This window comes from Phycicoccus sp. HDW14, assembly GCF_011383005.1.
In the GTDB taxonomy this organism is placed as follows: Bacteria; Actinomycetota; Actinomycetes; order Actinomycetales; family Dermatophilaceae; genus Phycicoccus.
On record NZ_CP049935.1, the window covers coordinates 2,414,605 to 2,440,493 of the forward strand.

Here is a 25,889-nt window from a genome sequence, read left to right on the forward strand (position 1 = left end):
GGACAGGGCTTCTCGACGGACGGGGCGGGGCGCCGGCCCTGGCCGGCACCCCGCCCGCGGCGCTCAGGCCGCGGAGACCTTCTCCTGGTCCTCGGCCTGGGTCTTGATGAGCGTCGAGAACGCCCGCAGCGCCTCGACGACGCTCTGCAGCGCCCGAACCTGGTCGGTGTCCCAGCTCTGCCGGGTGCGGTCGGCGTCCGGGCCGCGCCAGTCGAAGCCGCGGATGGCCTGGGACAGCTGGGCGGCGGTCTGCTCGAGCTCGCCGGCCTTCGCGTCGAGCACCACGGCGCAGTTGCGGCCGCCGTCGACGTCCATTCCCTTGAACATGTCGTTCTCCTTCGTGGTGGTGGGGTCTCCCCGGGTGTGGGTGGTGCGGTGGTCGTGCGGGTGGAGCGGCTGGGTCAGGTGGAGCGAGCGGCCGGTCAGCGCACCGGGAGGATGCGGTCGCGCACCTTGCGGGCTGCCTCCCCGCCGTGACGAGACCGTCCTTGTCGATGTCGACACCCCGGTTGGCCCGGTAGGCGCGCGTGCCCTCGCGGAACAGCACCCCGTCCGGGTCGTTGACGGCGTGCCCGGCGAGGACCTTGGAGTACAGGCCCTCGACGGTCGTGTAGCGCCCGTTGCCGAAGTACTTCTCGACGTAGTCGAGCTGCTGCACCGGGGTCATCCGGGTCAGCGCCTCCGACGTCGTGCCGAGGCCGCGGGCGGTGTCCGGCATGAACTGGATGAGCCCGCGCGCGCTGCCCCGGCGGTGTTCGGCTGGGCCGGGTCGAAGGAGCCACCGGTCTCGAAGGACATGACGGCCATGAGGTCCTCGGGCTTGCAGCCGAGCTTCGTGGCGATCTGCTCGGTGCGGCGCAGGAACTCGGGGGTGACCCGCTCGTTGCCGCTCACGCCCTTGATCCGGCGGTAGTCGAAGCCGTCCGGCGAGGTGAGGCCGCTGCCCTGCCCGGTGCCGCGACCCGCGAGGGCCGCCGCACCGCCGACGCCGAGCGCACCGGCCGTGCCGGCCGCCGCGTAGGTGCCGGTCGACGAGCCGTCGCCGGTGCCCGACCCGACGGACGCCGCGTCGCCCGTGCCGAGCGTCGAGCCCGGCGACACCTGGCCGCCGTCGTAGGAGCTGGTGTCGGCCGACGAGCCGCCGGCCGTCCCCGCGGTGGTGTCCGTGCCGCTGCCGAGCGCGCTCCCGGTGGAGGTGCCGGGCTCGAGGGTCGAGCCCCCGCCCCCGCCGGTCGTGCCACCGCCGCTGCCGCCACCGGTGCCGCCGGTGCCGAGCGCCCCGCCGGCCCCACCGCCGGTGAACGTGCCGCCGGTTCCGCCGGCCGTGCCGGCGCCGGTGCCCGTCGTCGCGCCGGTCGAGCCGACCGCGGTCGTGGACGAGCCGTCGTACGTCGACCCGGGGGTCGTGGCGCTCGTGGTGCCGTCCGCGGTCGTCGTCGTCCCGGGCACGGTGGTGGCGGCGCCGGTGGACCCGGCCCGGGGAAGGTCATCGCGGGTGGGCAGTCGGTGCAGCTGGTCTGGGGCAGCTGCGGGGAGGTGTAGCGCGGCAGGGTCGACAGGTCGACGTCCTTGCCCGAGCTCACCTCGTCCTGGGCCTGGGCGTTCGCGCCGAGGACCTGGGCGAACATCTTCAGGGCCATCGAGATCTTCTTCAGCCACGGGATGACGGTGCCCTCGAGGTAGGCCGCGTACGCGGCGCTCGAGCCCCCGTCCAGAACGACGCGGCCTTGAGGACGATGACGAGCGCGGTGAGGAAGACCACCACCTGGTCGGCGACCTTGGCGGCCTCGAGGCAGTCCTTCTGGACGTCCCGCATCTCGTCGGTGTCGGCTCCGAGGATCATCGTGCACCTCCTTCGTGGAGTGGGTTCGGGTTGACGTCGAGGACGCTAGGCCCGTCGCACCGATGCGACAAGGGTTGTGCGGGAGGAACATTCCGGATGCATGAGACGGATACCGTTGCGTGTCAACTCATCCCGTGCGACCGCCGTCGGGCGCGCCGAGGGGCCCGGCCTCCGTGGCGGAGTCGGGCCCCTCGGGCGGAGCGGGTCAGGCGCTCGCGGCGTCCTGCGCGTCGGCCTGCCGGCGCATCACGTGCGCGTTCTCCTCGATGGACGCCGTGGCGGCGTGCACCTGGGGCGCGCAGGTCTCCATGTCGGCGCGGAAGCTCTTGTAGTCGCTTCCCTCCCAGCCGAGTCCCTGCACGCGCGACACGAGCGTGCCGAACATCTGGGACACCCCCTGGGCGTGGCTGTCCATGCCGCGCGCGTACTGGCGAGCCTCGTCGGTGTCCATGCCCTGCGTGCGAGCGGTCATGTCGTCCCTCCTCGTCGGTGCGGGCCGTCGGTCGACCCGTTGCCCGGGACGGTAGGCGCCGCACCCCCTCGGGGGCGAGGGTCAGGTGGGCGGAACGTTCCTGTTCCTCGCGGTGGCCTCGACCCGCTCGAGGTCCTCGACGGTGACCAGCCGCACCTCCGCGGCCCGCCGGCCGATCGCGAAGCGGACGTTCTGGGCCCGTCCGCCGCCGAGGAGGAAAGGGTCGTCGGGCCCGAACGCGAGCCGGCTGATGGAGCGGATGCTGTCGTCGACCCGCTGGCTGCGGTCGAGGTTCCAGGCGTAGCCGTGCCAGCCGAGGACCCGTTCGTAGATCTCGCGGTTCGACGGCGGTCGCGGGTAGTCGTCGGTGCCCGTGAGCCACGGCTCGGCGAGGGCGAGCGCGACGAACCACTCGCGGGTCTGCGCCTCGAGCCTCGGGGCCGGTGCCGTCGCGCCGTCCTCCCCGGGCAGGGCACGATCGGGCGGGGCGCCGGCGGGCTCGGGGTCCTGCGACGCGACGTCGAGGACCACCTGGAGGTCGTCGAACACCCCGGCCTCCCGCTCGCGCCCGCGCAGCACGACGAGCGCGTTCTCGCCCTCGTCGAGCAGCGCCGACATCCCCTCGGTGACGGTCACGCGGCGGGCGCCGCCCGGGGCGTCGAAGAGGCTGGAGAGCTGGGCCTCGGTGGAGCCGCGCCAGCGCAGCCGGACGATCTCCTCCCCGACCTCGAGGGCGCCGAGGACGCGCGAGACGTGCGGGGCGCAGAGGGGCAGGGCCAATGCGGTCGCGCGCAGCTGGTGGTCGGCGTCGAGGTCGTCGAGCGCCCGGTGCGGCGCGCGCCCGAACCACAGGGTCTCCCCCGTGCCGAGGACGACGGTCGGCAGCCCGCCGCCGCGCAGGGTCACCCGCAGCACGTCGTGCCCCACCCGCTCGTCGCGCCCGCCATGCAGCCATCCTGTCAGCCCGCCCCGCCGGCCTCACCCCGGGACGCGGAGCGAGGGGCACGCCGGCCTGCGCGATTCCCGGGTTCCCGGCCGCGTCCCGTAGCGTCGTCGGGTGCCTTCCCGTCCCACCCCCGCCCGACCCCGCACCACCGCCCTCGCCGTCACCGGAGTGCTGGCCGTGGCCCTCGCCGGCTGCTCCGGCGGCACCCCGACGCCGCGCCGTCGAGCACCGCCTCGTCGGCCACCCCGACGACCGCGAGCCCGAGCACGACGCCCAGCCCGTCGTCCTCCCCGTCCTGCGTCGCCACGACGATGGACGCCCTCGACGAGGACCAGCGGATCGGCCAGCTGCTCATGGTCGGGTTCGACACCGCCGCCGACCTCGGCTCGCTCGACGACGAGATCACCGACGACCACGTCGGCAACGTCATCTACCTCGGCGGCTGGGACGGCGCGGCGAAGGTCAGGCGCACCTCGAAGCACCTCCAGGGGCTGGTGACCGAGAAGTCCACCGGCGACGTCGGCCTGATGGTCGCCGCCGACCAGGAGGGTGGCGAGGTCCACCAGCTGCGCGGCGACGGCTTCACCCGTCCCCCGTCGGCGAGCCGGCAGGCGCAGATGTCGTCGGCCCAGCTGACGAAGGCGGCCACCGGATGGGCCGAGGAGCTGCGGGCCGCGGGCGTCAACGTCAACCTCGCCCCGGTCACGGACACCGTCCCGGCCGACCTCGGCACGGGCAACGGCCCCATCGGGAGGTACCACCGCGAGTACGGCTCGGACCCGAAGACGGTCGAGAAGGCCTCCGCCGCGTTCATCAAGGGCATGCTCGCCGGCGGGGTCGAGGCCACCGTGAAGCACTTCCCGGGCATCGGCCGGATCCGCAACAACACCGACTTCAACGCCACCGGCATCACCGACGACACCACCGACGCCGACGACCCCTACCTCGACCCGTTCGCGGCCGGTGTCGACGCCGGAGCCGGGCTCGTGATGACCAGCTCGGCGAAGTACACGAAGCTCGACAAGGGCGTCCCGGCGATGTTCTCGAAGCCCATCGTCACCGACCTGCTGCGCGGGAAGCTCGGCTTCCAGGGCGTCGTCATCACCGACGACGTCAACGCCGAGTCCGTCAAGGCGCTGCCGGCCGGGCAGCGGGCGGTCGAGGTCGTCGCGGCGGGCGGGGACATCGTCCTCACCGGCGACGCCTCCACGGCGCCGGCCATGCTCACCGCCCTCGCGAAGAAGGCGGCGGCCGACGACGCATTCGCCGCGCAGGTCGACGCCTCGGTGGAGCGGGTCCTGACCCTCAAGGACCGGATGGGCCTCCTCCCCTGCTCGGGCACTCCCCAGGACTGACCGGCTCGCCTAGGCTCGACGGGGTGACGGACACCCCTGCATCCTCCGCAGCCCCGAGGCGCCGCCCGCCCCGGTCGCACCCGACGCCCCGGTCATCGTCCTCGTCTCCGGCGAGCACGCCGACACCCTGCGCGAGGAGTTCTGGCGCTACTCGCGCGAGTACGACCTGCGCACCGCCACGACGTGCTCGGAGGCCGAGGCGCTCACCGCGGCGGCGCTGGCCGAGGGGCGTCGCGTCGCGATGTTCGTCAGCGACTCGCGGCTGCCCGACGAGGACAACGTGCTCGCCGCCTTCGGCCGGTGGCGCCAGCTCGTGCCCACGGCCCGCCGGCTCATCGTCTCTCCCTACGACCGCTTCCTCTCGGACGCACCGGGCCTGCGCGCGGGGATGGCCAAGGGCAAGTACGACGCCTACCTCCTGATGCCCCGCGGCGCCCGCGACGAGGAGTTCCACCACTCGGTGACCGAGCTGCTCAGCGACTGGGGCTGGACCGCCACCGACCCGGACGTCGTCGTCGCCAAGGTCGTCGCCCCGGCCGGCGACCCGCTCGCTGCCGAGATCCGCGACTTCTTCGACCGGATGGGCCTGCCGAGCCGGGTCGTCCTGCCGGACAGCGAGATCGGGCAGCACGTGGCCGCCCACTTCTCCGAGGACGACGGCTACCCGCGGGTGTGGGCGGTCAACCGCGACCCCCTTGTCGTGACATCGGTGCGCGACGTCGCCCGGTCGTTCTTCGAGACCACCGCCGAGCGCGACCTCGACGCGACGGGCGACGGCACCGGGGTGGTCGACGTCGCGGTCGTCGGCGGTGGGCCGGCCGGCCTCGCGACGGCCGTGTACGCCGCCTCCGAGGGCCTCTCCACGGTCGTCCTCGACTCCAGCGCCATCGGCGGCCAGGCCGGCACGAGCTCGATGATCCGCAACTACCTCGGCTTCCCGCGCGGCGTCTCCGGGATGCGGCTGGCCCAGCGCGCGCGCAACCAGGCGCTGAGGTTCGGCACGCGCTTCCACACCGGCTGGGAGGTCGAGGAGCTCGTCGCCGGCGTCGACGGCGAGCCGCACCTGCTGCGAGGGGTCGACTTCGAGCTCGCGGCCCGCACGGTCGTCGTGGCCTCGGGCGTCCGGTACCGCAGCCTCGGGGTGCCCTCGGTCGAGGCGCTCGTCGGGCGGGGCGTCAACTACGGCGCGGCGATGTCGCTGTCGCGCGAGATGGAGGACCAGGACGTCGTCGTCGTGGGCGGCGGCAACTCGGCCGGCCAGGCGGCCGTGCACCTCGCCCGGTTCGCGCGCTCGGTGACCATCGCCGTCCGGCGACCGGCGCTCGCCGAGACGATGTCGGCCTACCTCGTCGGCGAGATCGAGTTCAACCCGCGCATCACCGTCGCGCCGTGCACGCGCGTCGTCGACGGCGGGGGCGACGGGCGCCTCGAGTGGCTCGAGCTCGAGGACACGAACCTGGGCACCCGCGCCCGGCGTCCGGTCGGCGGCCTCTTCCTCCTGCTCGGCGCCGAACCGCACTGCGGGTGGCTGCCCGACGTGGTCGCCCGCGACGAGCGCGGCTTCGTCCTCACCGGCCGCGACGTGCCCAAGGACCGCTGGGCCGACGGCCTGCCGCCGGACAGCCTCGCGACGAGCGCCCCCGGCATCTTCGCCGCCGGTGACGTGCGGGCCGGCTCGATGAAGCGGGTCGCGGCGGCCACCGGCGAGGGCGCGTCGGTCGTGCCGCTCGTGCACGCCTGGCTCGCCCCCGGCGAGGGCTGAGGGGCCGTGCGGTCAGAGGCTGAGAGCCGTCCGGTCAGGCGGAGACCTGGGTGACCGGCATCGAGGAGTCGGCCGGGAGTGCGAGGTCGGAGGCCGGGCGGCCCTTGAGCACCATCTGCGCGCCGAGGGCGGCCACCATCGCGCCGTTGTCGGTGCACAGGCCGGGCCGCGGCACGCGCAGCTCGAGGCCGGCGGCGTCGCAGCGCTCCTGGGCCATCGCCCGCAGCCGCGAGTTGGCCGCCACGCCGCCACCGATCTGGAGGTGACCCACGCCGTGCTCGCGGCAGGCCAGCACGGCCTTGCGGGTCAGCACGTCGGTGACCGCCTCCTGGAAGGACGCTGCCACGTCGTGCATCGGGACGGGCTCTCCCGCAGCCTCCTTGGCCTGGACCCAGCGGGAGACGGCGGTCTTGAGCCCGGAGAACGAGAAGTCGAAGCGGTGCCGCTCCATGTCGCGCCCGGTGGTGAGCCCGCGCGGGAAGTCGATGGTCACGTGTCCCTCGCGGGCGGCGCGGTCGATGTGCGGGCCGCCCGGGAACGGCAGCCCGAGCACCCGGGCGACCTTGTCGAAGGCCTCGCCCGCGGCGTCGTCGATCGTCGAGCCGAGGCTGCGGACGTCGTGCGTGACGTCGGGCACGAGCAGCAGCGAGGAGTGCCCGCCGGACACGAGCATCGCGAGGGTCGGCTCGGGCAGCGGTCCGTGCTCGACGATGTCGACGGCGACGTGGCTCGCGAGGTGGTTGACGCCGTACAGCGGCACCCCGAGGGCCAGCGCGAGGGCCTTGGCCGAGGCGACGCCCACCATGAGCGCGCCGGCGAGGCCCGGCCCCGAGGTGACGGCCACGGCATCGACGTCGCGCAGGGTGACGCCCGCCTCGCGGCAGGCGCGTTCGATGGTCGGCACCATGGCCTCGAGGTGGGCACGGCTGGCGACCTCGGGACCACGCCGCCGAAGCGCGCGTGCTCCTCGACGCTGCTCGCGATCGCGTCGAACAGCAGGGTCTCGCCGCGCACGAGGCCGACGCCGGTCTCGTCGCACGAGGTCTCGATGCCGAGCACGAGGGGCTGGTCAGCCATCACCGACTCCGTTCTGCACGAGGGTCTTCCTCATGACGAGGGCGTCGACGCCGTCGGGCTGGTAGTAGCCGCGACGGGTCGTCAGCACCGTGTACCCGGCCGACCGGTAGAGCCCGGTGGCAGCCGTGTTGTCGGCGCGCACCTCGAGCATCACGTGCTCGGTGCCGCGACCGGATGCCCGCCGCTCGAGCTCGTCGAGCAGCCGCCGCCCGAGCCCGAGGCCCGGGCGGCCGGCGCGACGGCGACCGTCATGACGTCGGACACCTCGCCGCCGTGGTCGAGTCCGCCGTAGCCCTGCAGCACACCGGCATCCGCGGCGACGACGTAGTCGCGGCGCGGCCGGGCGGCGAGCTCGGCCCACCACGAGGCCTCGGCCCAGGCGTCGTCGGGGAACAGCTCGGCCTCGAGCGCGGCGAGCGTGCGCAGGTCGGTCCAGCGGGCGTCGCGCAGGACGGTCTCCGAGGGCACGCTCATCGGGCGGCCCGCTCGGCGGTCGTCATCGCGTCCGGGCGGCGCAGGTAGAGGGGCTCGACGGGCATCGAACGTCCGGCGGCCAGGCCCGCGACGACCAGCTCGGCGAGGTCTCCCGCCGCGGCCTCGACCCAGCCGACGCGGTGGGGCAGCAGCTCGGGGTAGAGCACGGGGCCGGCGCCGGCGGTGGGCAGCGCCCGCACCTCGGCCGGGAGGTCGGCCGGGCGGTCGACGGCGGGTGGCGTGAGGGCGCGGGCCCCGTCGGGGCCGAGGTCGTAGCGCGCCCAGTAGACCTCGCGGCGCCGGGCGTCGGTGGCGACGAGGATCTCGCCCTCGAGGTCGCCGCGCGCGCCCCGGGCAACGACGTCGAGGCTGCACACGCCGTGCACCGGGATGTCGAGCGCGTAGCCCATCGTCACGGCCGTGACGAGCCCGACGCGCAGGCCGGTGAACGGACCGGGGCCGGTACCGACGCCGATGTCCGTGAGGTCACCGACCCCCACGCCGGCCGCGGCGAGCACGTCCTCGACGAGGGGCGCGAGGCGTTCGGTGTGGCCGCGCGGGTCCTCGACGCCCGCGCTGGTGACCACGTCGGCGCCGTCGTGCAGGGCCACCGAGATGGTCGCGGTGGAGGTGTCGAGGGCGAGGATCAGCACGGCTCTCCTCCGAGCTCGGCGAGCGGGTCGGGCTGCGCGGCACCGTCATCCGCGGCCCCATCGGAATCCGTGGCCCAGCGGCCCCCGACGCCGGTGACCGTGGCCGTGCGGATCTCGGAGGCGGGGTCGACGTCGAGGACGACCTCGAGGCGGTCCTCGGCGAGGTCCTCGGCGAGGCCGTGGCCCCACTCGACGACGGTGACGCTGTCCTCGACCGAGGCGTCGAGGTCGAGGTCGTCGAGCTCGAGGGTGCCCCGAGGCGGTAGGCGTCGACGTGGACGAGCGCCGGCCCGCCGACCGTCGACGGGTGGACGCGCGCGATGACGAAGGTCGGCGAGGTGACGGCGCCGCGCACCGCGAGCGCCTCCCCGAGCCCCTGGGTGAGCGTGGTCTTGCCCGCGCCCAGGCCACCGGTGAGGACGACGAGGTCGCCGGCCCGCAGCATCCGGCCGAGCGCCGACCCCAGCGCGCGGGTGTCGTCGACCTCGGGCAGGACGAGGCGCCGGCCGCTCACGAGGCCGCCTCCCGTCGGGCGCGCGAGGCCCGCCGCTTCTTCGAGATGTCCTGCACGGTGCGGCGCACCCGCGGCTTGCTGCCCACCGGGACGCCCTCCGCGACCGCCCGCTGGGCGCGGCGCACGAGCGCGAGCAGCTGCTCGGTGACGAGGTCGGGGTGCTCGAGCATGAGGATGTGCCCGGCGTCCTCGACGACGACGTGCTCGGCCCCCGGCACGTGCCGGACGATCTCGACCGAGTGCGAGGGCGGCGTGATGAGGTCGCCGGCACCGTTCATCACGAGCACCTCGACGCCGGTGAGCGCGCCGAGCGACGGGATGAGGTCGAGGGCGTCGATGTCGGGCAGGAACGCGGCCATGACGTCGAACGGGGTCGCGAAGATCATCTCGGCGACGAGGTCGACGAGCCCGGGGCTCACCGGGGAGTCGAAGGCCCAGCGGGCGACGGCGAGGTCCTGCACGCCCTTGCCCATCTTGCGCAGCAGGCCGATCGGGCCGGCGTGCCGGGACAGCCGGGTGAGGAGGCCGGGACCCACCGTGCCGACCACCCGGCCGGCGAGCGGGCCGAGCCCGAACTCGGTGACCTCGTGGCCGCCCGGCGAGGTCGACACCAGGGCCACGGCGAGCACGCGGTCGCGGACGACGTCGGGATGGGCACCGGCGAAGGACATCACGCTCATCCCGCCCATCGAGTGGCCGACGAGCACGACCGGGCCCGTGGGACAGGTGGCCTCGATGACCCGGGCCAGGTCGCGGCCGAGGCGCTCGACGGTGCAGGCCCGAGGTCGGGGAGGGAGGAGCGACCGTGCCCGCGCTGGTCGTAGGAGACGACGCGCAGCCCCTGTTCGACCAGCGCCCGGCGCTGGAGCACCCAGGACTGCATCGTCAGGGCGAACCCGTGGACGAGGACGACGGTGGGGGTGCGTCCGGCGAGGTGGCGCCGACCCCGGCTGGCGGCCTGCGGCGCGTCGATCTCGACGTGCAGGTCGACCCCGTCGTCGGTGGCGACGAGCAGCGCCTCGGTGGGGGTGTGCGACCAGGCGAGCTCGGCCTCGTCGCCCTCGAGCCGCGGGGCGCGACCGCGCAGCACGCGGGACCCCACGGCGCCGAGGGCGCCACCGACCGGACCGCGGGCCATCAGCCGCGGTCCTCCGCGCCGACGACGAGCCGGGGCAGGCGCGGGGCCATCCGGGTGACGACCTCGTAGTTGATGGTGCCGGCGGCCTCGGCCCAGTCCTGGGCGGTGGGCTCGTCGTCGGCGCCGCGGCCGAGGACGGTGACCTCGTCGCCCGGTGCGCCGTCGAAGTCGGGCCCGAGGTCGAGCACGAACTGGTCCATGCAGACCCGGCCGGCGATGGTGTGCCGGCGGCCGCGGACCTGCACCGGGCCGGCGTTGCCCGCGTGCCGGGGGATGCCGTCGGCGTAGCCCATCGGGACGAGGCCGAGGACGGTGTCGCGCTCGGTCGTGTACTCGTGGCCGTAGCTGACGCCCTGCCCGGCCCGGGCGCGCTTGACCTGGGTGAGCCGGGCGGTGACGCGCATCGCCTCGCGCAGGCCGAAGTCGGCGGGGCTGCCGAGGTCGGGCACCGGCGAGAGGCCGTAGACGGCCAGGCCCGGGCGGACGAGGTCGAAGTGGGCGCTCGGGTTGGTCAGGGTGGCGGCGGAGTTGGCGAGGTGCCGCAGGCCGGGGTCGACGCCGGCGCGCTCGAGCTCGGCGACGGCCTCGACGAAGCGCTCCTGCTGGGCGCGGACGGTGGGGTGCCGGGGTGCGTCGGCCCAGGCGAAGTGCGACCAGGTGCCGGTGACCTCGACGGCTCCCTCGGCCACGGCCCGGGCCAGGGCGGTGGTGAACTCGCTCCAGTCGGTGAGGACCCCGCCGCGGCCGAGGCCGGTGTCGACCTTGGCCTGGACGCGGACGGGGCGACCGCGCTCACGGGCCACGGCGAGCACGGCGTCGAGGTTCCACGCGCTGCCGACGGTGACGTCGATGCCGGCGTCGGCGGCCGCGGCGATGTCGGCCTGCGGCGGGTAGATCCAGGTGAGGAGGGGCGCGTCGACGCCGGCGTGGCGCAGGGCGAGGGCCTCGTCGAGCTGGGCGACCCCGAGCCAGGCGGCACCGCCGGCGAGGGCGGCGCGGGCGGCGGTGACGAGGCCGTGGCCGTAGGCGTCGGCCTTGACGACCGCGAGCACCTGCGCGGGGGCCGACCGTCGGACGAGCTCGGCGACGTTGTCGCGGATGGCGGCGGCGTCGACGGTGACCCACGCCGAAGCACCCGCGGGCGCGGGCGCGGGTGCGGAGGGGGTGGCGGCGTCGGTCATGAGCCTGACCAGTCTAGGACCGCGACCGGGCAGGGATCCCCGTGCACCTCCGCGCCGCCACTCTCCCGGATCGTGTGTGAACACGCCGCACCTCCCCGGCGCGTTCACACACGTTCGCGGCAGGGGGCCCGGCCAGCGCCCGGGTCAGCGGCGCAGCAGCCCCGCGACCGTCGCCGGCAGGGCGTGGGCCACCGCCAGCGCCCGCACCGGCCCACCGGCGGACGCGCGCTCGGCGGCCACGCCGTGCACCAGCGCCCCGAGGGCCCCGGCCTCGGCGGCCGGCAGCCCGGCCGCCACCAGCGTGCCGAGCAGCCCGGCCAGCACGTCCCCGGCCCCGCCGTCGCCAGCCACGGCGGCGCATCGGCCTGCGACCACACGGGCGCCGCCGCCCCGGGCGGCACCACCAGCGTGGTTGCGCCCTTGAGCAGCACGGTCGCCCCGGTCAGCTCCGCCAGCCGGCGCGCGTGCTCCAGCGGCGCCCCCTCGACCGCGCCCCGCGACACCTCGGAGCCGCCCAGCCGGGTCAGCAGCCGCGCGCACTCCCCCGCGTGCGGGGTCAGCAGGGTCACCCGGTCGGCCCGGCGCCGCACCACGGCCGCGTCGAGCAGGTCGAGCCCTCCGGCGTCGAGCACCACCGGCTCCTCACCGGCCAGGGCGTCGCGCGCGACGTCGAGCTGCGCCTTCGACCCCACCGCCCGCGACGAGGTGTCGAGCCCCGGCCCGACCACCCAGGCCTGCACCCGCCCCACCCCGTGCGTCGCCTCGGGCACCGCCGCCCGCACCAGCCCGGTGGGCGTCGGCGTCCCGACGTACCGCACCATCCCGGCGCCGGCCTGGACCGCCGCGGTCACGCAGAGCACCGCCGCACCCGTGTACGACTCCCCACCCGCCACGACGCCGAGCACCCCGCGCGAGTACTTGTCGTCCCCGGGACCCGGCACCGGCCAGCGCGCGGCGACGTCGTCGAAGTCGAGCCGCCGCACCACCGGCTCTGCATCGACCTCGATGCCGATGTCGACGACGGTCAGTGCGCCACAAGCCTGTTCGGTCGGCGGCAGCAGGTGCACCGGCTTGGCCACCGAGAAGGTGACGGTCTCGTCGGCCATCACGCCGTCCGGGTCGAGCACGCTCCCGGCGGGGTCCTGCCCCGACGGCAGGTCGACCGCCATCACGTACGCGGACTCCGGCACGGCCTCGACCCACGGCACCGCCCACGACGGCAGCCCCGGCCGGGCCCCGATGCCCAGCACCCCGTCGAGCACGAGGTCGGCCTCGGCCACGACCGCCGCGTCCGTCGTCAGCACCACCCCCGCGGCCTCGGCGGCGGCCCGAGCCCCCGCGTGCACCGTGTCGTGGTGCACCGCCACCACGCTCCAGCCCGCCTCGGCCAGCCGCGCGGCGGCGAACAGCGCGTCGGCCCCGTTGTTGCCCGGCCCGACGAGCGCCACGACCGAGCTCCCGCCACGCTCGGACAGCCGGGCGTCGGCCACGGCGGCGAGCCCCTCGACGGCGCGCGCCATCAGCTCGCCGTCGTCGAGCCCCGCCATCAGCGCGGCCTCCGCGGCGTACACCGCGTCGGTGCCGTACCCCTCGATCACGCCGACCCCTCGTCCCGCTCCGCGACGACGACGGCCGAGGCGATGCCCGCGTCGTGCGACAGCGACACGTGGATGCTCGTGATGCCCTGGGCGGCGACCGCCGCCGCGACCGTGCCGCGCAGCGTGAAGGCGGGGCGCCGGTCCTCGCCCCGGGTGACCTCGGCGTCGTGCCAGTGCAGCCCGACGGGTGCCCCGAGCGCCTTGGCCAGGGCCTCCTTGGCGGCGAAGCGCGCAGCACGCGAGTTCAGCGGCAGGTGGCGCTCGACCTCGGTGAACAGGCGGTCGCCGAGGGCCGGCGTGCGCTCGAGCGTGGCCCCGAAGCGCGCGACGTCGACGACGTCGATGCCGACGCCGACGATCACCGCGCCCCCGGTGTCACTCGACCGTCACCGACTTCGCGAGGTTGCGCGGCTGGTCGACGTCGAGACCCTTGGCCGTCGCGAGGTGCAGCGCGAACACCTGGAGCGGCACGACGGCCAGCAGGGGCGCGAGCAGCGGCGCGCACGCCGGGATGCGGATGACCTCGCTGGCGAAGGGCTCGACGTCGTCGTCGCCGTCGTGCGCGATGACGAGCGTGCGCGCCCCCCGCGCCCGGATCTCCTGGATGTTCGACACGACCTTCTTGTGCAGCTCGTGCGGGGTGTCCGGGCTCGGCACGATGACGAACACCGGCTGGCCGGCCTCGATGAGCGCGATCGGGCCGTGCTTGAGCTCACCGGCCGCGAAGCCCTCGGCGTGGATGTACGCGAGCTCCTTGAGCTTGAGCGCGCCCTCCATGGCCACCGGGTAGCCGACGTTGCGGCCGAGGAAGAGCACGGTGCGGGTGTCGGCCATGAACTCGGCCATCTCCTGCACCCGGTCCATCCGGCCGAGCAGGTCCTCGATCTTCGCCGGGATCTCCTGCAGCTCGCGCATGACGGCCTTGGCGTCGTCGGCGTAGGTCTCGCCGCGCAGCTGGGCCAGGTAGAGACCGAGGACGTAGCAGGCGGTGATCTGGGCGAGGAAGGCCTTGGTCGAGGCGACCGCGATCTCGGGGCCGGCGTGCGTGTAGAGCACGGCGTCGGACTCGCGCGGGATGGTCGAGCCGTGGGTGTTGCAGACCGACAGCGTCATCGCCCCGAGGTCGGTGGCGTGCTTGACGGCCATGAGCGTGTCCATCGTCTCGCCGGACTGGCTGATCGAGACCACGAGGGTGTTCTCGTCGACGATCGGGTCGCAGTAGCGGAACTCGTGCGCCAGGGCGACCTCGACGGGGATGCGCGTCCAGTGCTCGATGGCGTACTTGGCGACCATGCCGGCGTACGACGCGGTGCCGCACGCGACGACCGTGATGCGCTCGACGGCCCGCAGCCGCTCCTCGGGGATGCGCACCTCGTCGAGGACCAGCCGGCCGGCCTCGTCGGTGCGCCCGAGCAGGGTGTCGGCGACGGCGTGCGGCTGGTCGTGGATCTCCTTCTCCATGAAGGTCGCGTAGCCGCCCTTCTCGGCGGCCGCGGCGTCCCAGGTGACCTCGTAGGCCTTGCCCTCGGCGGGGCGCCGTCGAAGCCGATGACCGTGTGCCCCTCGGGCGTGATGGTGACGATCTGGTCCTGCCCGAGCTCGACGGCGTGCCGCGTGTACCCGATGAAGGCCGCGACGTCGCTGCCGAGGAAGTTCTCACCGTCGCCGAGCCCGACGACGAGCGGGCTGTTGCGGCGGGCGCCGACGACGACGCCCGGGCTGTCGGCGTGGACGGCGAGCAGCGTGAACGCGCCCTCGAGCCGGCCGACGACGGCCCGCATCGCCTCGGTGAGGTCGCCGAGCCGGTCGTACTCGCGGCCGACGAGCTGGGCGGCGACCTCGGTGTCGGTCTCGGAGCGGAAGTCGACGCCCTCGGCGAGGAGCTCCTTCTTGAGGGTGTGGAAGTTCTCGATGATGCCGTTGTGGATCAGCGCCAGCCGGTCGTCGCGGCCCCCGCGGTGCGGGTGGGCGTTGCCGTCCGTGGGCCCGCCGTGCGTGGCCCAGCGGGTGTGCCCGATGGCCGTGCGCGACGGGGCGAGGTGGTGGGCCTCCAGGGCGGACCGGAGGTTCTCGAGCTTGCCGGCCCGCTTCTCGCTGCTCAGGCCGTCGTCGGTGACCAGTGCCACACCGGCCGAGTCGTAGCCCCGGTACTCCAGGCGGGTCAGCCCCTCGAGCACGACGTCGAGCGCCCTGCCGTCGGTGGTCCGGCCCACGTACCCGACGATTCCACACATGCGCGCCAGCGTAGCCGCTGGGCGCCCGCGCTCCGGGCCTCCCGGGCCGGCCGGGGCGATGCGTCATGATGGCGGCGTGACCGCAGCCGAGCAGGCGTTCGCGCGCCTCGGTGTCGAGGAGCCCGCCGTCCCGACGCCGTACGTCGACCTCGACCGCCGGGCGTGGTCGCGGCTGCGCGAAGAGCACCCGATGAGCCTCACCCAGGACGACCTCGCCCGGCTCCGGGGCCTCGGCGAGCGGCTCGACCTGCGCGAGGTCGAGGACGTCTACCTGCCCCTGTCACGGCTGCTGCACTTCTACGTCGAGGCCGTCCACGGCCTGCGCCTGGCCACGTCCGAGTTCCTCGGCGAGCGCCCCAGCCGGGTGCCGTTCGTCGTCGGCGTCGCCGGGTCGGTGGCCGTCGGCAAGTCGACGACGGCCCGCATCCTGCGCGAGCTGATGTCGCGCTGGCCCCACACGCCGCGCGTCGAGCTCGTCACCACCGACGGCTTCCTCTACCCGAACGCCGAGCTCGAGCGTCGAGGACTGTTGGAGCGCAAGGGTTTTCCCGAGTCCTACGACCGACGGGCGCTGATGCGCTTCGTGGCCGACGTCAAGTCCGGGATGCCCGTCGTCGAGGCCCGCCAGTACTCGCACCTCACCTACGACGTGCTCCCGGAGCCGGTGAGCGTGCACAAGCCGGACGTGCTCATCGTCGAGGGCCTCAACGTCCTGCAGCCCCCCACGGTGCGCTCGGACGGCTCGAACACCGGCGCGATCTCCGACTACTTCGACTTCTCGGTGTACGTCGACGCGCCGGTCGAGGAGATCCGGGACTGGTACGTCGAGCGGTTCCTGCGGCTGCGGGGCACCGCGTTCGCCGACCCGCAGTCCTACTTCCACCGCTACGCCGCCCTGAGCGACGACGAGGCGCGCGCGACCGCGACCGGCATCTGGGCTGCGATCAACGAGCCGAACCTCGTCGAGAACATCCTCCCGACCCGCGAGCGCGCCACCCTCGTGCTCTCCAAGGGCCGCGACCACGCGGTGACGAGCATCCGCCTGCGCAAGATCTGACCCGGGACGACGAACGCCCCGGCCGGGGCCGGGGCGTGCTCGGAGTGGTGGGGCGTGCTCGAGGTGGCGGGGTCGGCTCAGTACCAGTGCGGCGAGCGGGCCTGCCACTGCGACAGGGCGTTGCACGGGGTGCCGTAGGAGCGCTTGATGTAGTCCAGGCCCCACTTGATCTGGGTGACCGGGTTGGTGCGCCAGTCGCCGGCGACGGTGGCCATCTTGTTGCCGGGCAGCGACTGCGGGATGCCGTAGGCGCCCGAGGAGGAGTTCGAGGCCCACCAGCGCCAGTCGCTCTCACCGATCCACAGCTGGTTGAGGCACGGCCACTGCGCCTCCGAGAAGCCGTACTCGGGCAGGAGCAGCTGCGCGACGGCCTTCGGGTCGTCCTGGGCGTTCTCGATGATGCGGGTGCGCTCGGCGGCGCGCGCGGCGCGGTCGAGCTGGGCCCGGCGCTGCTTGGCCAGGGCGGCGGCCTTGGCGCGCACGGCCTCGTCGGCGCGGGCGGCGACCACGGCGCGCTGGCTGTTGGTGGCCGAACGGTCGGCAGCGACCCGCGTGGAGTCCTGGAGGGCGACCTCGCTCTCCATCGTGGAGGCGGCGGCGGTCGCGTCGTCGACGGCGCCGAGGCTCAATGGGTCGGCGTTGGCGGTGTCCTCGAACGCCCCGCTGACCGCGACTCCACCCGTGACGACGGCCGCGATGAGGCTCGTCGAGACCAGCGGGCGACCCACCACGGACACGGCCGTGCGCCCCAACGACCGCTTGGGGGCGGCGTGGCGCGGGGCATGACGAGGGGTGTAGCGGGCCATGGTGAAGCGGTCGGACCTTCCGGCAGGGGTGGTCCGGGGCGTGACGGGGACACGCACCGGGCGTTACGGAATCGAGACCTTAGCCTAGGGAACGAGCGCCCGGGGCCGAAATCGACGCCTGAGCATCCACACAGACGAGCAGGTCACGCGCCGTTCGGCGTCAGACCTCGATGCCCTCCAGGAGGTCGGTCACGAGGGCCGCGATGGGGCTGCGCTCGGAGCGGGTCAGCGTCACGTGGGCGAACAGCGGGTGCCCCTTGAGCGCCTCGACGACCGCGACGACACCGTCGTGCCGGCCCACCCGGAGGTTGTCGCGCTGGGCGACGTCGTGGGTGAGGACGACCTTGGAGTTCTGGCCGATCCGCGACAGGACGGTGAGCAGCACGTTGCGCTCGAGGCTCTGGGCCTCGTCGACGATGACGTACGCGTCGTGGAGGCTGCGGCCGCGGATGTGCGTGAGCGGCAGCACCTCGAGCATCCCGCGGTCGAGGATCTCCTCGACGACCTCGCGCGACACCAGGGCCGACAGGGTGTCGAAGACCGCCTGGCCCCACGGGTTCATCTTCTCGGCCTCGGACCCGGGCAGGTACCCGAGCTCCTGGCCGCCGACGGCGTAGAGCGGGCGGAAGACGACGACCTTGCGCTGCTGGCGCCGTTCCATGACCGCCTCGAGGCCGGCGCACAGTGCGAGGGCGGACTTGCCGGTGCCCGCGCGCCCGCCGAGGCTGACGATGCCGATGTCGGGGTCGAGCAGGAGGTCGAGGGCGATGCGCTGCTCGGCGCTGCGGCCGTGCAGGCCGAAGGCGTCGCGGTCGCCGCGCACGAGGCGCACCTGCTTGTCGGGGCCGACCCGCCCGAGGCCCGACCCGCGCGGCGACAGCAGCTTCAGGCCCGTGTGGCAGGGCATCTCGGCGGCCGGCACGCTCTCGAGCCGGCCGTACTCGTAGAGGTGGTCCATCTCCTCGACGCTGACCTCGAGCTCGGCCATACCGGTCCACCCGGACTCGATGGCCAGCTCGGCGCGGTACTCCTCGGCGTCGAGGCCGCACGCCGAGGCCTTGACCCGCATCGGCAGGTCCTTGCTGACGACGGTGACGAGGTGGCCCTCGTTCGCGAGGTTGCGCGCCACGGCGAGGATGCGGGTGTCGTTGTCCCCCAACCGGAAACCGGCCGGCAGCGACATCGGGTCGGTGTGGTTCAGCTCGACGCGCAGCGTGCCGCCGACCTCGCCGATGGAGACCGGGGCGTCGAGCCGGCCGGCCGAGATCCGCAGGTCGTCGAGCATCCGCAGGGCTGTGCGCGCGAAGTAGCCGAGCTCGGGGTGGTGGCGCTTGGCCTCGAGCTCGGTGACGACGACGACGGGCAGAACCACCTCGTGCTCGGCGAACCGGAGGATGGCCCTCGGGTCGCTGAGGAGGACCGAGGTGTCGAGCACGAAGGTCCGGCGCGGCTCCTTCCCCCGGGTCGTACTGCCTGCCGTCCGCGTGCTCGAGGCCATGCCCGCTCCTGGTGGTCGAAGGAGGATCGTGGTTCGACGCTACGACTGCTCCGGGAGGCCGGCGGGAGGTGGCGTCCGGCGTGTCGTGCCCCCTGTGGCCGGTGGGACGGATGGGACCCGTGAGACGTCAATTCATCCGTTCGTCATCCGGCGGCTCGACCGTTCGTCCGGCGTCGGACCGGCACGACGCCGCAGGTCAGGCGCCGCGGCTCAGGTGCCGAAGCGGCGGTTGCGCTCGCCGAAGGCGCGCAGCGCCCGGAGGAAGTCGACCCGGCGGAAGTCGGGCCAGTAGGCCTCGCAGAAGTAGAACTCGCTGTGCGCGCTCTGCCAGAGCAGGAACCCGCCGAGGCGCTGCTCCCCCGAGGTGCGGATGACGAGGTCGGGGTCGGGCTGGCCCTTGGTGTAGAGGTGCTCGGCGATGTGCTCGACGTCGATGACCTCGGCGAGCTCCTCGATGCTCATGCCCTTCTCGGCCTGCTCCTGCAGCAGCGAGCGCACCGCGTCGGCGATCTCGCGACGTCCCCCGTAGCCGACGGCGACGTTGACGAGCATGCCGTCGACGTCGCGGGTGAGGTCCTCGGAGGCCTTGAGGCGGGCGGCGGTGGCGGCCGGCAGCAGGTCGAGCGCGCCGACCGGGTGGATCCGCCAGCGGTGGGCGCCGGCGAGGGTCTCGACGGCCTTCTCGATGATGCCGAGCAGCGGCCGCAGCTCCTTCTCGGGGCGGTTGAGGTTGTCGGTCGAGAGCAGCCACAGCGTGACGACCTCGACGCCGGCCTCGTCGCACCAGGTCAGCAGGTTGGCGATGTTGTCGGCCCCGGCCTGGTGCCCTTCGCTCGCACCGGCGCCGCGGGCCCGGGCCCAGCGCCGGTTGCCGTCGAGCATCACCCCGACGTGGCGGGGCACCGACGAGGCGTCGAGCTGGCGGGTCAGCCGCTGGGCGTAGGCCGCGTAGACGACGTCGCTGAGCCGGCGCATGCCCCACGTCCTCCCGCCTGCTCCGACCGCCGCGCCACGGGACCCCGGGACGACGCGGCCCACGCTACTCCGTGCGGCACCCCGGCGGCCCGGCCCGGCGTGCCGCGCCTCACGCCGACGGGCCGGGACGACGGGCTGTCAACCTACGGTCGCGTAGGTTACGCTCGGGCCATGGACGCACCCGAGCCGAGCACGCCCGACGGGGGCCGTCTCGAGGGGCTCGAGAGCCGTGTCGAGGCCGCCCTCCAGCAGGTCAAGCCACACCTGAGGGGCTGGCTGCACCTCGGGATGACGCCCGTGGCGCTGGTCGCCGGGATCATCCTCGTCGTCCTCGCGACGACGACCGAGGGCAAGGTGTCGGCGGCCGTCTTCGCCGGCACCGCCGTGCTGCTCTTCGGCACCTCGGCGGTCTACCACCGCGGGACGTGGTCCCCCCGGGTCGGCGGCTTCCTGCGCCGGTTCGACCACTCGAACATCTTCCTCATCATCGCCGGCACGTACACGCCGTTCGCGCTGCTGCTGCCGACCGACCAGGCCCGCCGGATGCTCGTCATCGTCTGGACCGGCGCGGTGCTCGGCGTGCTCTTCCGCGTCTTCTGGGCCGGCGCCCCGCGCTGGCTCTACGTGCCGGCCTACCTGATGCTCGGCTGGGTCGCGGTCTTCTACTTCGGCCCGCTCCTGCAGCACGCGGGTGCGGCGGTCATGACCTGGGTGGTCATCGGCGGGGCGCTCTACAGCATCGGGGCGATCGTCTACGGCACGAAGCGGCCGAACATCTCGCCGCGCTGGTTCGGGTTCCACGAGGTCTTCCACGCCCTCACGGTGCTGGCCTTCGCCGCGCACTTCGTGGCCGCCTCGCTCGCCCTCACCGGCCCCACGGCCTGAGCGCCGCGGCGGGGTCAGCCCCCGCTGCCGCTCCCGCTGGGGCCCCCACTGCCGGGGCCTCCACTGCCGGGGCCGCCTCCGACGGGCCCGGCGTCACCGGCCCCCACGTCGCCGTCGACCTCCTCCGGCCCGGCCTGCGGGTCGTCCTTGCCGCGGTGCGCGCGCTGCTGGCGGTAGGACATCCGGCGCATGCGGGCGTTCATGTTCCGCATGAGGAACCACAGGGCCAGCGCGAGGAACACGAAGGCGATGAAGGCGAGGAAGCCCGTCGAGACGTCGGGCGGGGTGTCGTTCATGCGGCGCGTTCCGTTCGGGAGTCGTGGACGAGGGTGAGCGCCCCGGAGGTCGCGAGCGCGTCGGCCTCGTCGACGTCGGTCGGCAGGCCGGCGAACAGGTCGTCCTCGTCGTCGGGCACCTCGACGTAGGAGGCGGCGAGCTCGTACTCCTCGACCGGCCAGACCGTGGCCTGCACCTCGCGCGGCACCTGGAACCACGTGCCGTCGGGGTCGACCTGGGTGGCGTGGGCGAGCAGCGCGGCGTCGCGGCGGTCGTACCAGGCCGAGCACTCGACGCGGGTGGTGACCGCGCGCTCGGGCCGGTTCCAGTTCTCGAGCCACTCGGCGTACGGGCTCTCCTCGCCGAGGGCGGTGAGCGCCTCGTGGAAGGCCTCGATGCGTGCGCGGCTGAAGGTCTGGTTGTAGTAGAGCTTCAGCGGCTGCCACGCCGGGCCGGCGTCGGGGAAGCGGGCGGGGTCGCCGGCCGCCTCGAACGCGGCGACCGACACGTCGTGGCACATGATGTGGTCGGGGTGCGGGTAGCCGCCGTCCTCGTCGTACGTCGTGACGACGTGCGGACGGAAGCGGCGGATCTCACGGACCAGCGCCTCGGCGGTGACCTCGAGGGGCTCGAGCGCGAAGCAGCCCTCGGGCAGCGGCGGCAGCGGGTCGCCCTCGGGCAGGCCGGAGTCGACGAAGCCGAGCCAGGTGTGCGAGACCCCGAGGATCTCCTGGGCGCGGGCCATCTCGTCGCGGCGGACCTGGGCGAGGTCGCGGAGGATGTGGATGTCCTCCTTGAGGCGCGGGTTGAGGATGTCGCCGCGCTCGCCCCCGTGCAGGAGACGACGAGGACCTCGTGGCCGGCGTCGACGTACTTGGCCATCGTCGCCGCGCCCTTGCTCGACTCGTCGTCCGGGTGCGCGTGGACGCACATGAGCCGGAGCCGTTCGGACATGCGGGACCCTTCGGTGCAGTGGTCTCGGGCGTACCCGAGAATGGACGGGTTCCATCCTCTCACTGCCCGACGACGTCCCGAGGAGCACCGTGCCGCTGCCCGACCCGCGGAACCCGTCCGGACGCCGTGCCGTGCTCGCTCTCCTGGGCGTGCTGGCCGCCGTCGGGGTCGTCGCCTGGTACGGCTGGACGACGACCTCGGGGCAGGTCGTCCCGTCGGTGACGGGCTACAAGGTCGAGTCCGACTCCCTCGTGCGGGTCGGGTACGACCTCGCCCGGCCGGAGGGCACTGCCGTCACCTGCCGGGTCAGCGGCCTCGACGCCGGCAAGGGACGGGTCGGCGTGGTGTCCGACGAGGTGCCCGCGTCCGGGCCGGCCGTCGTGCACCGGGTCGTCGAGGTACGCACCAGCGCGCGAGCGGTCACGGGTGTCGTGGAGTCGTGCACGCGCGTCCCGTCGGGCGGCTGAGCACCGGCTGCGGGCGTCCGCACGGGATGCTCAGGGCGGCTGACCTGTGGAGACGGATGTGCTTCCCGGGCCGGGCGTTGCTAGACTGACGGCTTCACGTTCGGGTCTGGGTCCGACGAACCGTTGACACACACAGCGGTCGGCCCGGGCCCGTTGCCGTAGCACCCTCGGCGCTCCCCGCGAGGGTCCGGCGCCCCCGTACCGCAGGAGCTGATCACCCGTGTCCGAGACGACGACCAACCAGAGCTTCCTCACCCAGGCCGCGTACGACCGGCTCAAGGGCGAGCTCGAGGAGATGACCGGCCCCGGGCGCACCGAGATCGCCAAGAAGATCGAGGCCGCGCGCGAGGAGGGCGACCTCAAGGAGAACGGCGGCTACCACGCGGCCAAGGAGGAGCAGGGCAAGATGGAGGCCCGCATCCGCCAGCTGACCCAGCTGCTCGAGAACGCGGTCATCGGCGAGACGCCGAAGGACGACGGCATCGTCGAGCCCGGCATGATCGTCACCGTCGACATGTTCGGTGACGAGGAGGAGTTCCTCCTCGGCTCGCGCGAGATCACCGACTCCTCGATGCAGGTCTTCTCGGAGAAGTCGCCCATCGGCGCGGCCGTTAACGGCCACAAGGTCGGCGACTCCGTCTCCTACGCCGCCCCGAACGGCAAGGAGATCGCGGTCAAGATCCTCAAGGCGACGCCCTACACCGGCTGACGCCCGCGGCATCCCGGTCGGCCCGGCCCCTCCATCGAGGGTGCCGGGCCGACCTGCATCCGGGCGCGGGCTGCTGCCGCCGGGGACGCGACTCCGTGCGGGTTGCGTGCGCTTCGACGCGCCACCCGGCGGCTGAAACCGCCCCGACGTCGCACGAGGTCCGGATGGGCGCGCGGACGCCGGTCGGTGGAACGCCTCAGGCGGGGCGCGCGCCCGTGACGAGGGTGCGGGTGGCGCCGCCGACCCAGGTGACCCCGTCGACGACCTCGACGTGCACGCGCCCCTCCCGGCCGATGACGGTGCCCTGCGCGGCGACGTAGCGCGACGGGACGTGGCCGGCCGGCACGAGCCACTGCCCGAGGCCGGCGTTGAGGCTGCCGGTGACCGGGTCCTCGCCGAAGTCGCGGTCGTCGGAGTAGAAGGCCCGCACCTCCAGGTCCACCCCGTCGTCGCGGGCGCCGTCCGGGTAGCGCGCCGCGATCCCGACCTTCATCCCGGAGGCCCGGGCCCGGTCGGGGTCGCAGGCCAGGACGGCGTCCGGTGTCGTGAGCAGCAGCCCGAGCCACCCGGGGCCGTTGTCGACCCAGGCCGCCTCGAGCACGTCGGCCGGGTCGAGGCGCAGGGCGTCGACCACCCGCGCCACCTCGGCGGGCTCGACCGGGCCGGACCGGGTCAGCGGCGGGGCGGCGAACCGCAGCATCCCGGCGCCGGACGCATCGCCCCGGCGGACCTCGACGAGCCCGGCGCCGCACTCCTGGACCACGACGCCCCCACGGCGGGGCACCCCACCGGCCTCGAGCCAGGCGTGGGCACTGCCGAGCGTCGGGTGGCCGGCGAACGGGAGCTCACCGCCGACCGTCCAGATGCGGACGCGGTAGTCGGCCTCCGGGTGGGTCGGAGCGAGGAGGAAGGTCGTCTCGGAGAGGTTGGTCCACCGGGCGACGGCGAGCATCTCGTCGTCGGACAGGTCGTCGGCGTCGTGGAGCACGGCCAGGGCGTTGCCCCGGAACGGTCGGTCGGAGAAGACGTCGACGAGGCGCACGGCGGTCACGCGGTCATCGAACCACGCGCCGGTGCGTCAGTCGTTCGTGCGGGCCACGAAGGCGCGGACGGCGAGCGGCGCCAGCACGGCCGAGAGCCCGACCGCCCAGATGACCGTCGTGAGCACCGGGTGCTGCAGCGGCAGCGCGGCGCCCTCGCGCAGCGGGATGCCGTCGTTGCCCCAGAGCTCGCGCAGGGCCTGGACGAGTGCGCTGATCGGGTTCCACTCGGCGAGGAAGCGCAGCCAGTCGGGCATGACGTCGGTGCGCGCGAAGGCGTTGGAGAGGAAGGTGATCGGGAAGACGGTCGTGAACATCACGCCCTGCACGGCCTCGACCGAGCGCAGCGCCGACCCGAAGAGGATGCCGACCCAGATCATCGCGAAGCCGAACAGGACGAGCAGGCCGTAGCCGGCCAGCCCGCGCAGCACGCCCTCGTGGATGCCCCAGCCGACGAAGAGCCCGGTGACGGACATGACGACGATGCCGATCATCGAGTGGATGATGCTCGAGACGCTGCGCGCGACGACGACCGACGAGCGGCCGATGGGCAGGCTCCGGAAGCGGTCGACGATGCCCTTGCCGAGGTCGGTGTTGAGCCCGATGGCGACGATGAAGGCGCTGAAGGTCATCGTCTGGGCCATGATCCCGGGCAGCAGCCACTCCTTGTAGTCGACGCCCGGGATCGAGATCGACCCGCCGAAGACGAAGGCGAAGAGCAGCACGAACATCACCGGCTGGATGGTGACGTCGGTGAGCATCTCGGGCTGGCGCTTGATGTGGGTGAGGTTGCGCCGGACCAGCGCCCACACCTGGCGCACCGGGTTGGGACGGGTGGCCGCGGGGTGCACGGCCTGGAAGTGCTGCTGCGCGGTGGTCATCGCACGGCCTCCTCGGGGGTGTCGGCGTCGGCGGTGGCGGGGGCGTCCTCGGCCCGGTGACCGGTGAGGGAGAGGAAGACGTCGTCGAGGCTCGGCCGCTGGAGGCCGATGTCGTCGAGCTCGATGCCGGCCTCGTCGAGCCGCGCCGCGATGCGGGTGAGGGCGGCGACCCCCTCGGCGGGGCGGTGATGCGGCGGGCGTCGGCGTCGACGTGCAGCTCGCCGACCTCGGCGCGGACGATCTCGGCGGCCGCTGCGACCTCCTCGCCCCGACTGACCGCGACGACCAGGCTGGCCTTGCCGGAGCGGTCCTTGAGCTCGAGGGGGTGCCGTCGGCGATGACCCTCCCGTGGTCGACGACGACGATGCGGTCGGCGAGCTGGTCGGCCTCGTCGAGGTACTGGGTCGTGAGGAAGAGCGTCGTGCCGTCGCGCACGAGGTCGCGCAGGACGCCCCACAGCTCGACCCGGCTGCGGGGGTCGAGGCCGGTGGTCGGCTCGTCGAGGAAGAGCACGGGCGGGGTGGCGACGAGGCTGGCGGCGAGGTCGAGGCGGCGCCGCATGCCGCCGGAGTACTCCTTGGCGACCTTGTCGCCGGCCTCGTCGAGGGAGAACCGCTCGAGCAGCTCGTCGGCCACTCGGCGCACCGTGGCGCGGTCGAGTCCGTAGAGGTCGCCGACGAGGCGGAGGTTCTCGCGGCCGGTCAGCAGCTCGTCGACGGTGGCCGACTGGGCCGTCAGGCCCATCCGCTGCCGGACGGCATCGGCGTCGCGGACGACGTCGAGCCCGGCGACCCGGCCGGTGCCGCTCGTGGGCACCGACAGCGTCGTCATCATCCGCACCGTCGTGGTCTTGCCCGCGCCGTTGGGCCCGAGCATCGAGAAGACGCTGCCCTCAGGGACCGAGAAGCTGACGCCGTCGACGGCGGTGAAGTCGCCGAAGCGCTTGACGAGGTCGACGGCCTCGATGGCCGGCGCGCTCATCGGACGAGGCAGAACGGGTGCCCTGCCGGGTCGAGGACGACGACGTCGAGGCGGGCCCGGGCGGTGGGAGCGGTGGCTTCACTCATCCCCCGACGCTAGAGGGGAGCACCGAC

At 74.0% G+C, this 25,889-nt stretch carries 26 protein-coding genes and 4 pseudogenes; 6 read left to right on the forward strand and 24 right to left on the reverse strand.

Going from position 1 to position 25,889, the window contains the following annotated elements; translation table 11 throughout:
• Positions 1-63 precede the first annotated feature (63 nt).
• The 6 genes from G7075_RS11760 to G7075_RS11785 all read right to left on the reverse strand — a co-directional run bounded on the left by G7075_RS11760 (position 64) and on the right by G7075_RS11785 (position 3,568).
• Positions 64-327 (reverse strand): hypothetical protein, encoded by a 264-nt coding sequence (locus tag G7075_RS11760; protein ID WP_166121996.1) that lies wholly within the window; start codon positions 325-327, stop codon positions 64-66.
• A gap of 345 nt (positions 328-672) precedes the next feature.
• Positions 673-1,449 carry a hypothetical protein gene (locus G7075_RS11765; RefSeq protein ID WP_166117783.1) on the reverse strand — a complete coding sequence of 259 codons (777 nt, stop codon included), beginning with the start codon at positions 1,447-1,449 and terminating at the stop codon, positions 673-675.
• A 202-nt stretch (positions 1,450-1,651) separates the two neighbouring features.
• A complete protein-coding gene (locus tag G7075_RS11770) occupies positions 1,652-1,843 on the reverse strand; it encodes a hypothetical protein (protein WP_166121998.1) in 192 nt (63 codons plus the stop codon).
• Positions 1,844-2,048: 205 nt separating this feature from the next.
• A complete protein-coding gene (locus tag G7075_RS11775; protein ID WP_166122000.1) occupies positions 2,049-2,315 on the reverse strand; it encodes a hypothetical protein in 267 nt (88 codons plus the stop codon).
• 81 nt (positions 2,316-2,396) lie between these two features.
• Entirely contained in the window at positions 2,397-3,230 is an 834-nt protein-coding gene (locus tag G7075_RS11780) for a hypothetical protein (protein WP_166122002.1), read from the reverse strand.
• Between the two features lie 191 nt (positions 3,231-3,421).
• Positions 3,422-3,568 carry a hypothetical protein gene (locus G7075_RS11785; RefSeq protein ID WP_166122004.1) on the reverse strand — a complete coding sequence of 49 codons (147 nt, stop codon included), beginning with the start codon at positions 3,566-3,568 and terminating at the stop codon, positions 3,422-3,424.
• A gap of 4 nt (positions 3,569-3,572) precedes the next feature.
• Between G7075_RS11785 and G7075_RS11790 the strand changes: the two genes are divergently transcribed.
• Together G7075_RS11790 and G7075_RS11795 are read left to right on the forward strand one after the other, a co-directional pair.
• Complete coding sequence (locus G7075_RS11790) at positions 3,573-4,616, forward strand: glycoside hydrolase family 3 protein (protein WP_166122006.1); 1,044 nt, start codon at positions 3,573-3,575, stop codon at positions 4,614-4,616.
• A 241-nt stretch (positions 4,617-4,857) separates the two neighbouring features.
• Entirely contained in the window at positions 4,858-6,378 is a 1,521-nt protein-coding gene (locus G7075_RS11795; protein WP_240917571.1) for an NAD(P)/FAD-dependent oxidoreductase, read from the forward strand.
• A 34-nt stretch (positions 6,379-6,412) separates the two neighbouring features.
• Here the strand turns inward: G7075_RS11795 and tsaD are convergent.
• The 11 genes and pseudogenes from tsaD to glmS all read right to left on the reverse strand — a co-directional run bounded on the left by tsaD (position 6,413) and on the right by glmS (position 15,247).
• A pseudogene (gene tsaD, locus G7075_RS11800) lies at positions 6,413-7,455 on the reverse strand (tRNA (adenosine(37)-N6)-threonylcarbamoyltransferase complex transferase subunit TsaD).
• Positions 7,448-7,657, reverse strand: a complete 210-nt coding sequence (locus tag G7075_RS22815; RefSeq protein WP_371814238.1) for a GNAT family N-acetyltransferase — start codon at positions 7,655-7,657, stop codon at positions 7,448-7,450. The pseudogene tsaD and the gene G7075_RS22815 overlap by 8 nt, the downstream one beginning before the upstream one ends.
• Entirely contained in the window at positions 7,606-7,929 is a 324-nt protein-coding gene (locus G7075_RS11805) for a hypothetical protein (protein WP_371814271.1), read from the reverse strand. The genes G7075_RS22815 and G7075_RS11805 overlap by 52 nt, the downstream gene beginning before the upstream one ends.
• Complete coding sequence (gene tsaB / locus G7075_RS11810; protein ID WP_166122008.1) at positions 7,926-8,582, reverse strand: tRNA (adenosine(37)-N6)-threonylcarbamoyltransferase complex dimerization subunit type 1 TsaB; 657 nt, start codon at positions 8,580-8,582, stop codon at positions 7,926-7,928. The genes G7075_RS11805 and tsaB overlap by 4 nt, the downstream gene beginning before the upstream one ends.
• A pseudogene (gene tsaE / locus G7075_RS11815) lies at positions 8,576-9,027 on the reverse strand (tRNA (adenosine(37)-N6)-threonylcarbamoyltransferase complex ATPase subunit type 1 TsaE). Before tsaE ends, tsaB begins: the two are co-directional and overlap by 7 nt.
• A 65-nt stretch (positions 9,028-9,092) precedes the next feature.
• The gene (locus G7075_RS11820; protein WP_371814239.1) at positions 9,093-9,845 is read right to left on the reverse strand and encodes an alpha/beta fold hydrolase; all 753 of its coding nucleotides are present in this window, start codon (positions 9,843-9,845) and stop codon (positions 9,093-9,095) included.
• Positions 9,773-10,234, reverse strand: coding sequence for an alpha/beta hydrolase (locus G7075_RS22035; protein WP_166122012.1), 462 nt, complete (start codon positions 10,232-10,234; stop codon positions 9,773-9,775). Before G7075_RS22035 ends, G7075_RS11820 begins: the two co-directional genes overlap by 73 nt.
• Complete coding sequence (alr, locus tag G7075_RS11830; RefSeq protein WP_166122014.1) at positions 10,234-11,415, reverse strand: alanine racemase; 1,182 nt, start codon at positions 11,413-11,415, stop codon at positions 10,234-10,236. Before alr ends, G7075_RS22035 begins: the two co-directional genes overlap by 1 nt.
• Before the next feature lie 104 nt (positions 11,416-11,519).
• Complete coding sequence (locus tag G7075_RS11835; protein ID WP_371814060.1) at positions 11,520-13,013, reverse strand: bifunctional ADP-dependent NAD(P)H-hydrate dehydratase/NAD(P)H-hydrate epimerase; 1,494 nt, start codon at positions 13,011-13,013, stop codon at positions 11,520-11,522.
• Complete coding sequence (locus tag G7075_RS11840; protein ID WP_166122016.1) at positions 13,010-13,375, reverse strand: holo-ACP synthase; 366 nt, start codon at positions 13,373-13,375, stop codon at positions 13,010-13,012. The genes G7075_RS11835 and G7075_RS11840 overlap by 4 nt, the downstream gene beginning before the upstream one ends.
• A gap of 13 nt (positions 13,376-13,388) precedes the next feature.
• A pseudogene (gene glmS / locus G7075_RS11845) lies at positions 13,389-15,247 on the reverse strand (glutamine--fructose-6-phosphate transaminase (isomerizing)).
• 76 nt (positions 15,248-15,323) lie between these two features.
• Here glmS and coaA point away from each other — a divergent pair.
• Positions 15,324-16,304 carry a type I pantothenate kinase gene (gene coaA / locus G7075_RS11850; protein ID WP_240917572.1) on the forward strand — a complete coding sequence of 327 codons (981 nt, stop codon included), beginning with the start codon at positions 15,324-15,326 and terminating at the stop codon, positions 16,302-16,304.
• 77 nt (positions 16,305-16,381) lie between these two features.
• On the opposite strand, the gene G7075_RS11855 is transcribed toward coaA, so the two are convergent.
• The 3 genes from G7075_RS11855 to G7075_RS11865 all read right to left on the reverse strand — a co-directional run bounded on the left by G7075_RS11855 (position 16,382) and on the right by G7075_RS11865 (position 19,583).
• Positions 16,382-17,110 (reverse strand): hypothetical protein, encoded by a 729-nt coding sequence (locus G7075_RS11855; protein WP_166122018.1) that lies wholly within the window; start codon positions 17,108-17,110, stop codon positions 16,382-16,384.
• 160 nt (positions 17,111-17,270) lie between these two features.
• Complete coding sequence (locus G7075_RS11860; RefSeq protein ID WP_166122020.1) at positions 17,271-18,608, reverse strand: PhoH family protein; 1,338 nt, start codon at positions 18,606-18,608, stop codon at positions 17,271-17,273.
• A 210-nt stretch (positions 18,609-18,818) separates the two neighbouring features.
• The gene (locus G7075_RS11865; protein WP_166122022.1) at positions 18,819-19,583 is read right to left on the reverse strand and encodes an isoprenyl transferase; all 765 of its coding nucleotides are present in this window, start codon (positions 19,581-19,583) and stop codon (positions 18,819-18,821) included.
• Positions 19,584-19,754: 171 nt separating this feature from the next.
• Between G7075_RS11865 and G7075_RS11870 the strand changes: the two genes are divergently transcribed.
• Positions 19,755-20,468 carry a hemolysin III family protein gene (locus tag G7075_RS11870; protein ID WP_166122024.1) on the forward strand — a complete coding sequence of 238 codons (714 nt, stop codon included), beginning with the start codon at positions 19,755-19,757 and terminating at the stop codon, positions 20,466-20,468.
• A gap of 14 nt (positions 20,469-20,482) precedes the next feature.
• Here G7075_RS11870 and G7075_RS11875 read toward each other — a convergent pair whose 3' ends face one another.
• Both G7075_RS11875 and mca read right to left on the reverse strand, forming a co-directional pair.
• Entirely contained in the window at positions 20,483-20,764 is a 282-nt protein-coding gene (locus G7075_RS11875; protein ID WP_166122026.1) for a hypothetical protein, read from the reverse strand.
• Positions 20,761-21,698: pseudogene (mca, locus tag G7075_RS11880) on the reverse strand (mycothiol conjugate amidase Mca). Before mca ends, G7075_RS11875 begins: the two are co-directional and overlap by 4 nt.
• Positions 21,699-21,829: 131 nt before the next feature.
• Between mca and G7075_RS11885 the strand changes: the two are divergent.
• Positions 21,830-22,165, forward strand: coding sequence for a DUF4307 domain-containing protein (locus G7075_RS11885; protein ID WP_166122028.1), 336 nt, complete (start codon positions 21,830-21,832; stop codon positions 22,163-22,165).
• 220 nt (positions 22,166-22,385) lie between these two features.
• Positions 22,386-22,874 carry a transcription elongation factor GreA gene (gene greA, locus G7075_RS11890; protein WP_166122030.1) on the forward strand — a complete coding sequence of 163 codons (489 nt, stop codon included), beginning with the start codon at positions 22,386-22,388 and terminating at the stop codon, positions 22,872-22,874.
• A 196-nt stretch (positions 22,875-23,070) separates the two neighbouring features.
• Here greA and G7075_RS11895 read toward each other — a convergent pair whose 3' ends face one another.
• Positions 23,071-23,925, reverse strand: coding sequence for a PhzF family phenazine biosynthesis protein (locus G7075_RS11895; RefSeq protein WP_166122032.1), 855 nt, complete (start codon positions 23,923-23,925; stop codon positions 23,071-23,073).
• Between the two features lie 27 nt (positions 23,926-23,952).
• Complete coding sequence (locus tag G7075_RS22820; protein WP_371814061.1) at positions 23,953-25,776, reverse strand: ABC transporter permease; 1,824 nt, start codon at positions 25,774-25,776, stop codon at positions 23,953-23,955.
• Positions 25,777-25,889: the final 113 nt, after the last annotated feature.

Coding starts and splice junctions, on each gene's coding strand:
- G7075_RS11855 (WP_166122018.1), bottom strand. CDS start 17,110: ATGGCCCGCTACACCCCTCGTCATGCCCCGCGCCACGCCGCCCCCAAG.
- G7075_RS11870 (WP_166122024.1), top strand. CDS start 19,755: ATGGACGCACCCGAGCCGAGCACGCCCGACGGGGGCCGTCTCGAGGGG.
- G7075_RS11775 (WP_166122000.1), bottom strand. CDS start 2,315: ATGACCGCTCGCACGCAGGGCATGGACACCGACGAGGCTCGCCAGTAC.
- G7075_RS11875 (WP_166122026.1), bottom strand. CDS start 20,764: ATGAACGACACCCCGCCCGACGTCTCGACGGGCTTCCTCGCCTTCATC.
- G7075_RS22820 (WP_371814061.1), bottom strand. CDS start 25,776: ATGAGCGCGCCGGCCATCGAGGCCGTCGACCTCGTCAAGCGCTTCGGC.
- G7075_RS11790 (WP_166122006.1), top strand. CDS start 3,573: ATGGACGCCCTCGACGAGGACCAGCGGATCGGCCAGCTGCTCATGGTC.
- G7075_RS22035 (WP_166122012.1), bottom strand. CDS start 10,234: ATGGCCCGCGGTCCGGTCGGTGGCGCCCTCGGCGCCGTGGGGTCCCGC.
- G7075_RS11795 (WP_240917571.1), top strand. CDS start 4,858: ATGTTCGTCAGCGACTCGCGGCTGCCCGACGAGGACAACGTGCTCGCC.
- G7075_RS11760 (WP_166121996.1), bottom strand. CDS start 327: ATGTTCAAGGGAATGGACGTCGACGGCGGCCGCAACTGCGCCGTGGTG.
- G7075_RS11865 (WP_166122022.1), bottom strand. CDS start 19,583: ATGCGCCGGCTCAGCGACGTCGTCTACGCGGCCTACGCCCAGCGGCTG.
- G7075_RS11805 (WP_371814271.1), bottom strand. CDS start 7,929: ATGAGCGTGCCCTCGGAGACCGTCCTGCGCGACGCCCGCTGGACCGAC.
- alr (WP_166122014.1), bottom strand. CDS start 11,415: ATGACCGACGCCGCCACCCCCTCCGCACCCGCGCCCGCGCCCGCGGGT.
- G7075_RS11860 (WP_166122020.1), bottom strand. CDS start 18,608: ATGGCCTCGAGCACGCGGACGGCAGGCAGTACGACCCGGGGGAAGGAG.
- G7075_RS11770 (WP_166121998.1), bottom strand. CDS start 1,843: ATGATCCTCGGAGCCGACACCGACGAGATGCGGGACGTCCAGAAGGAC.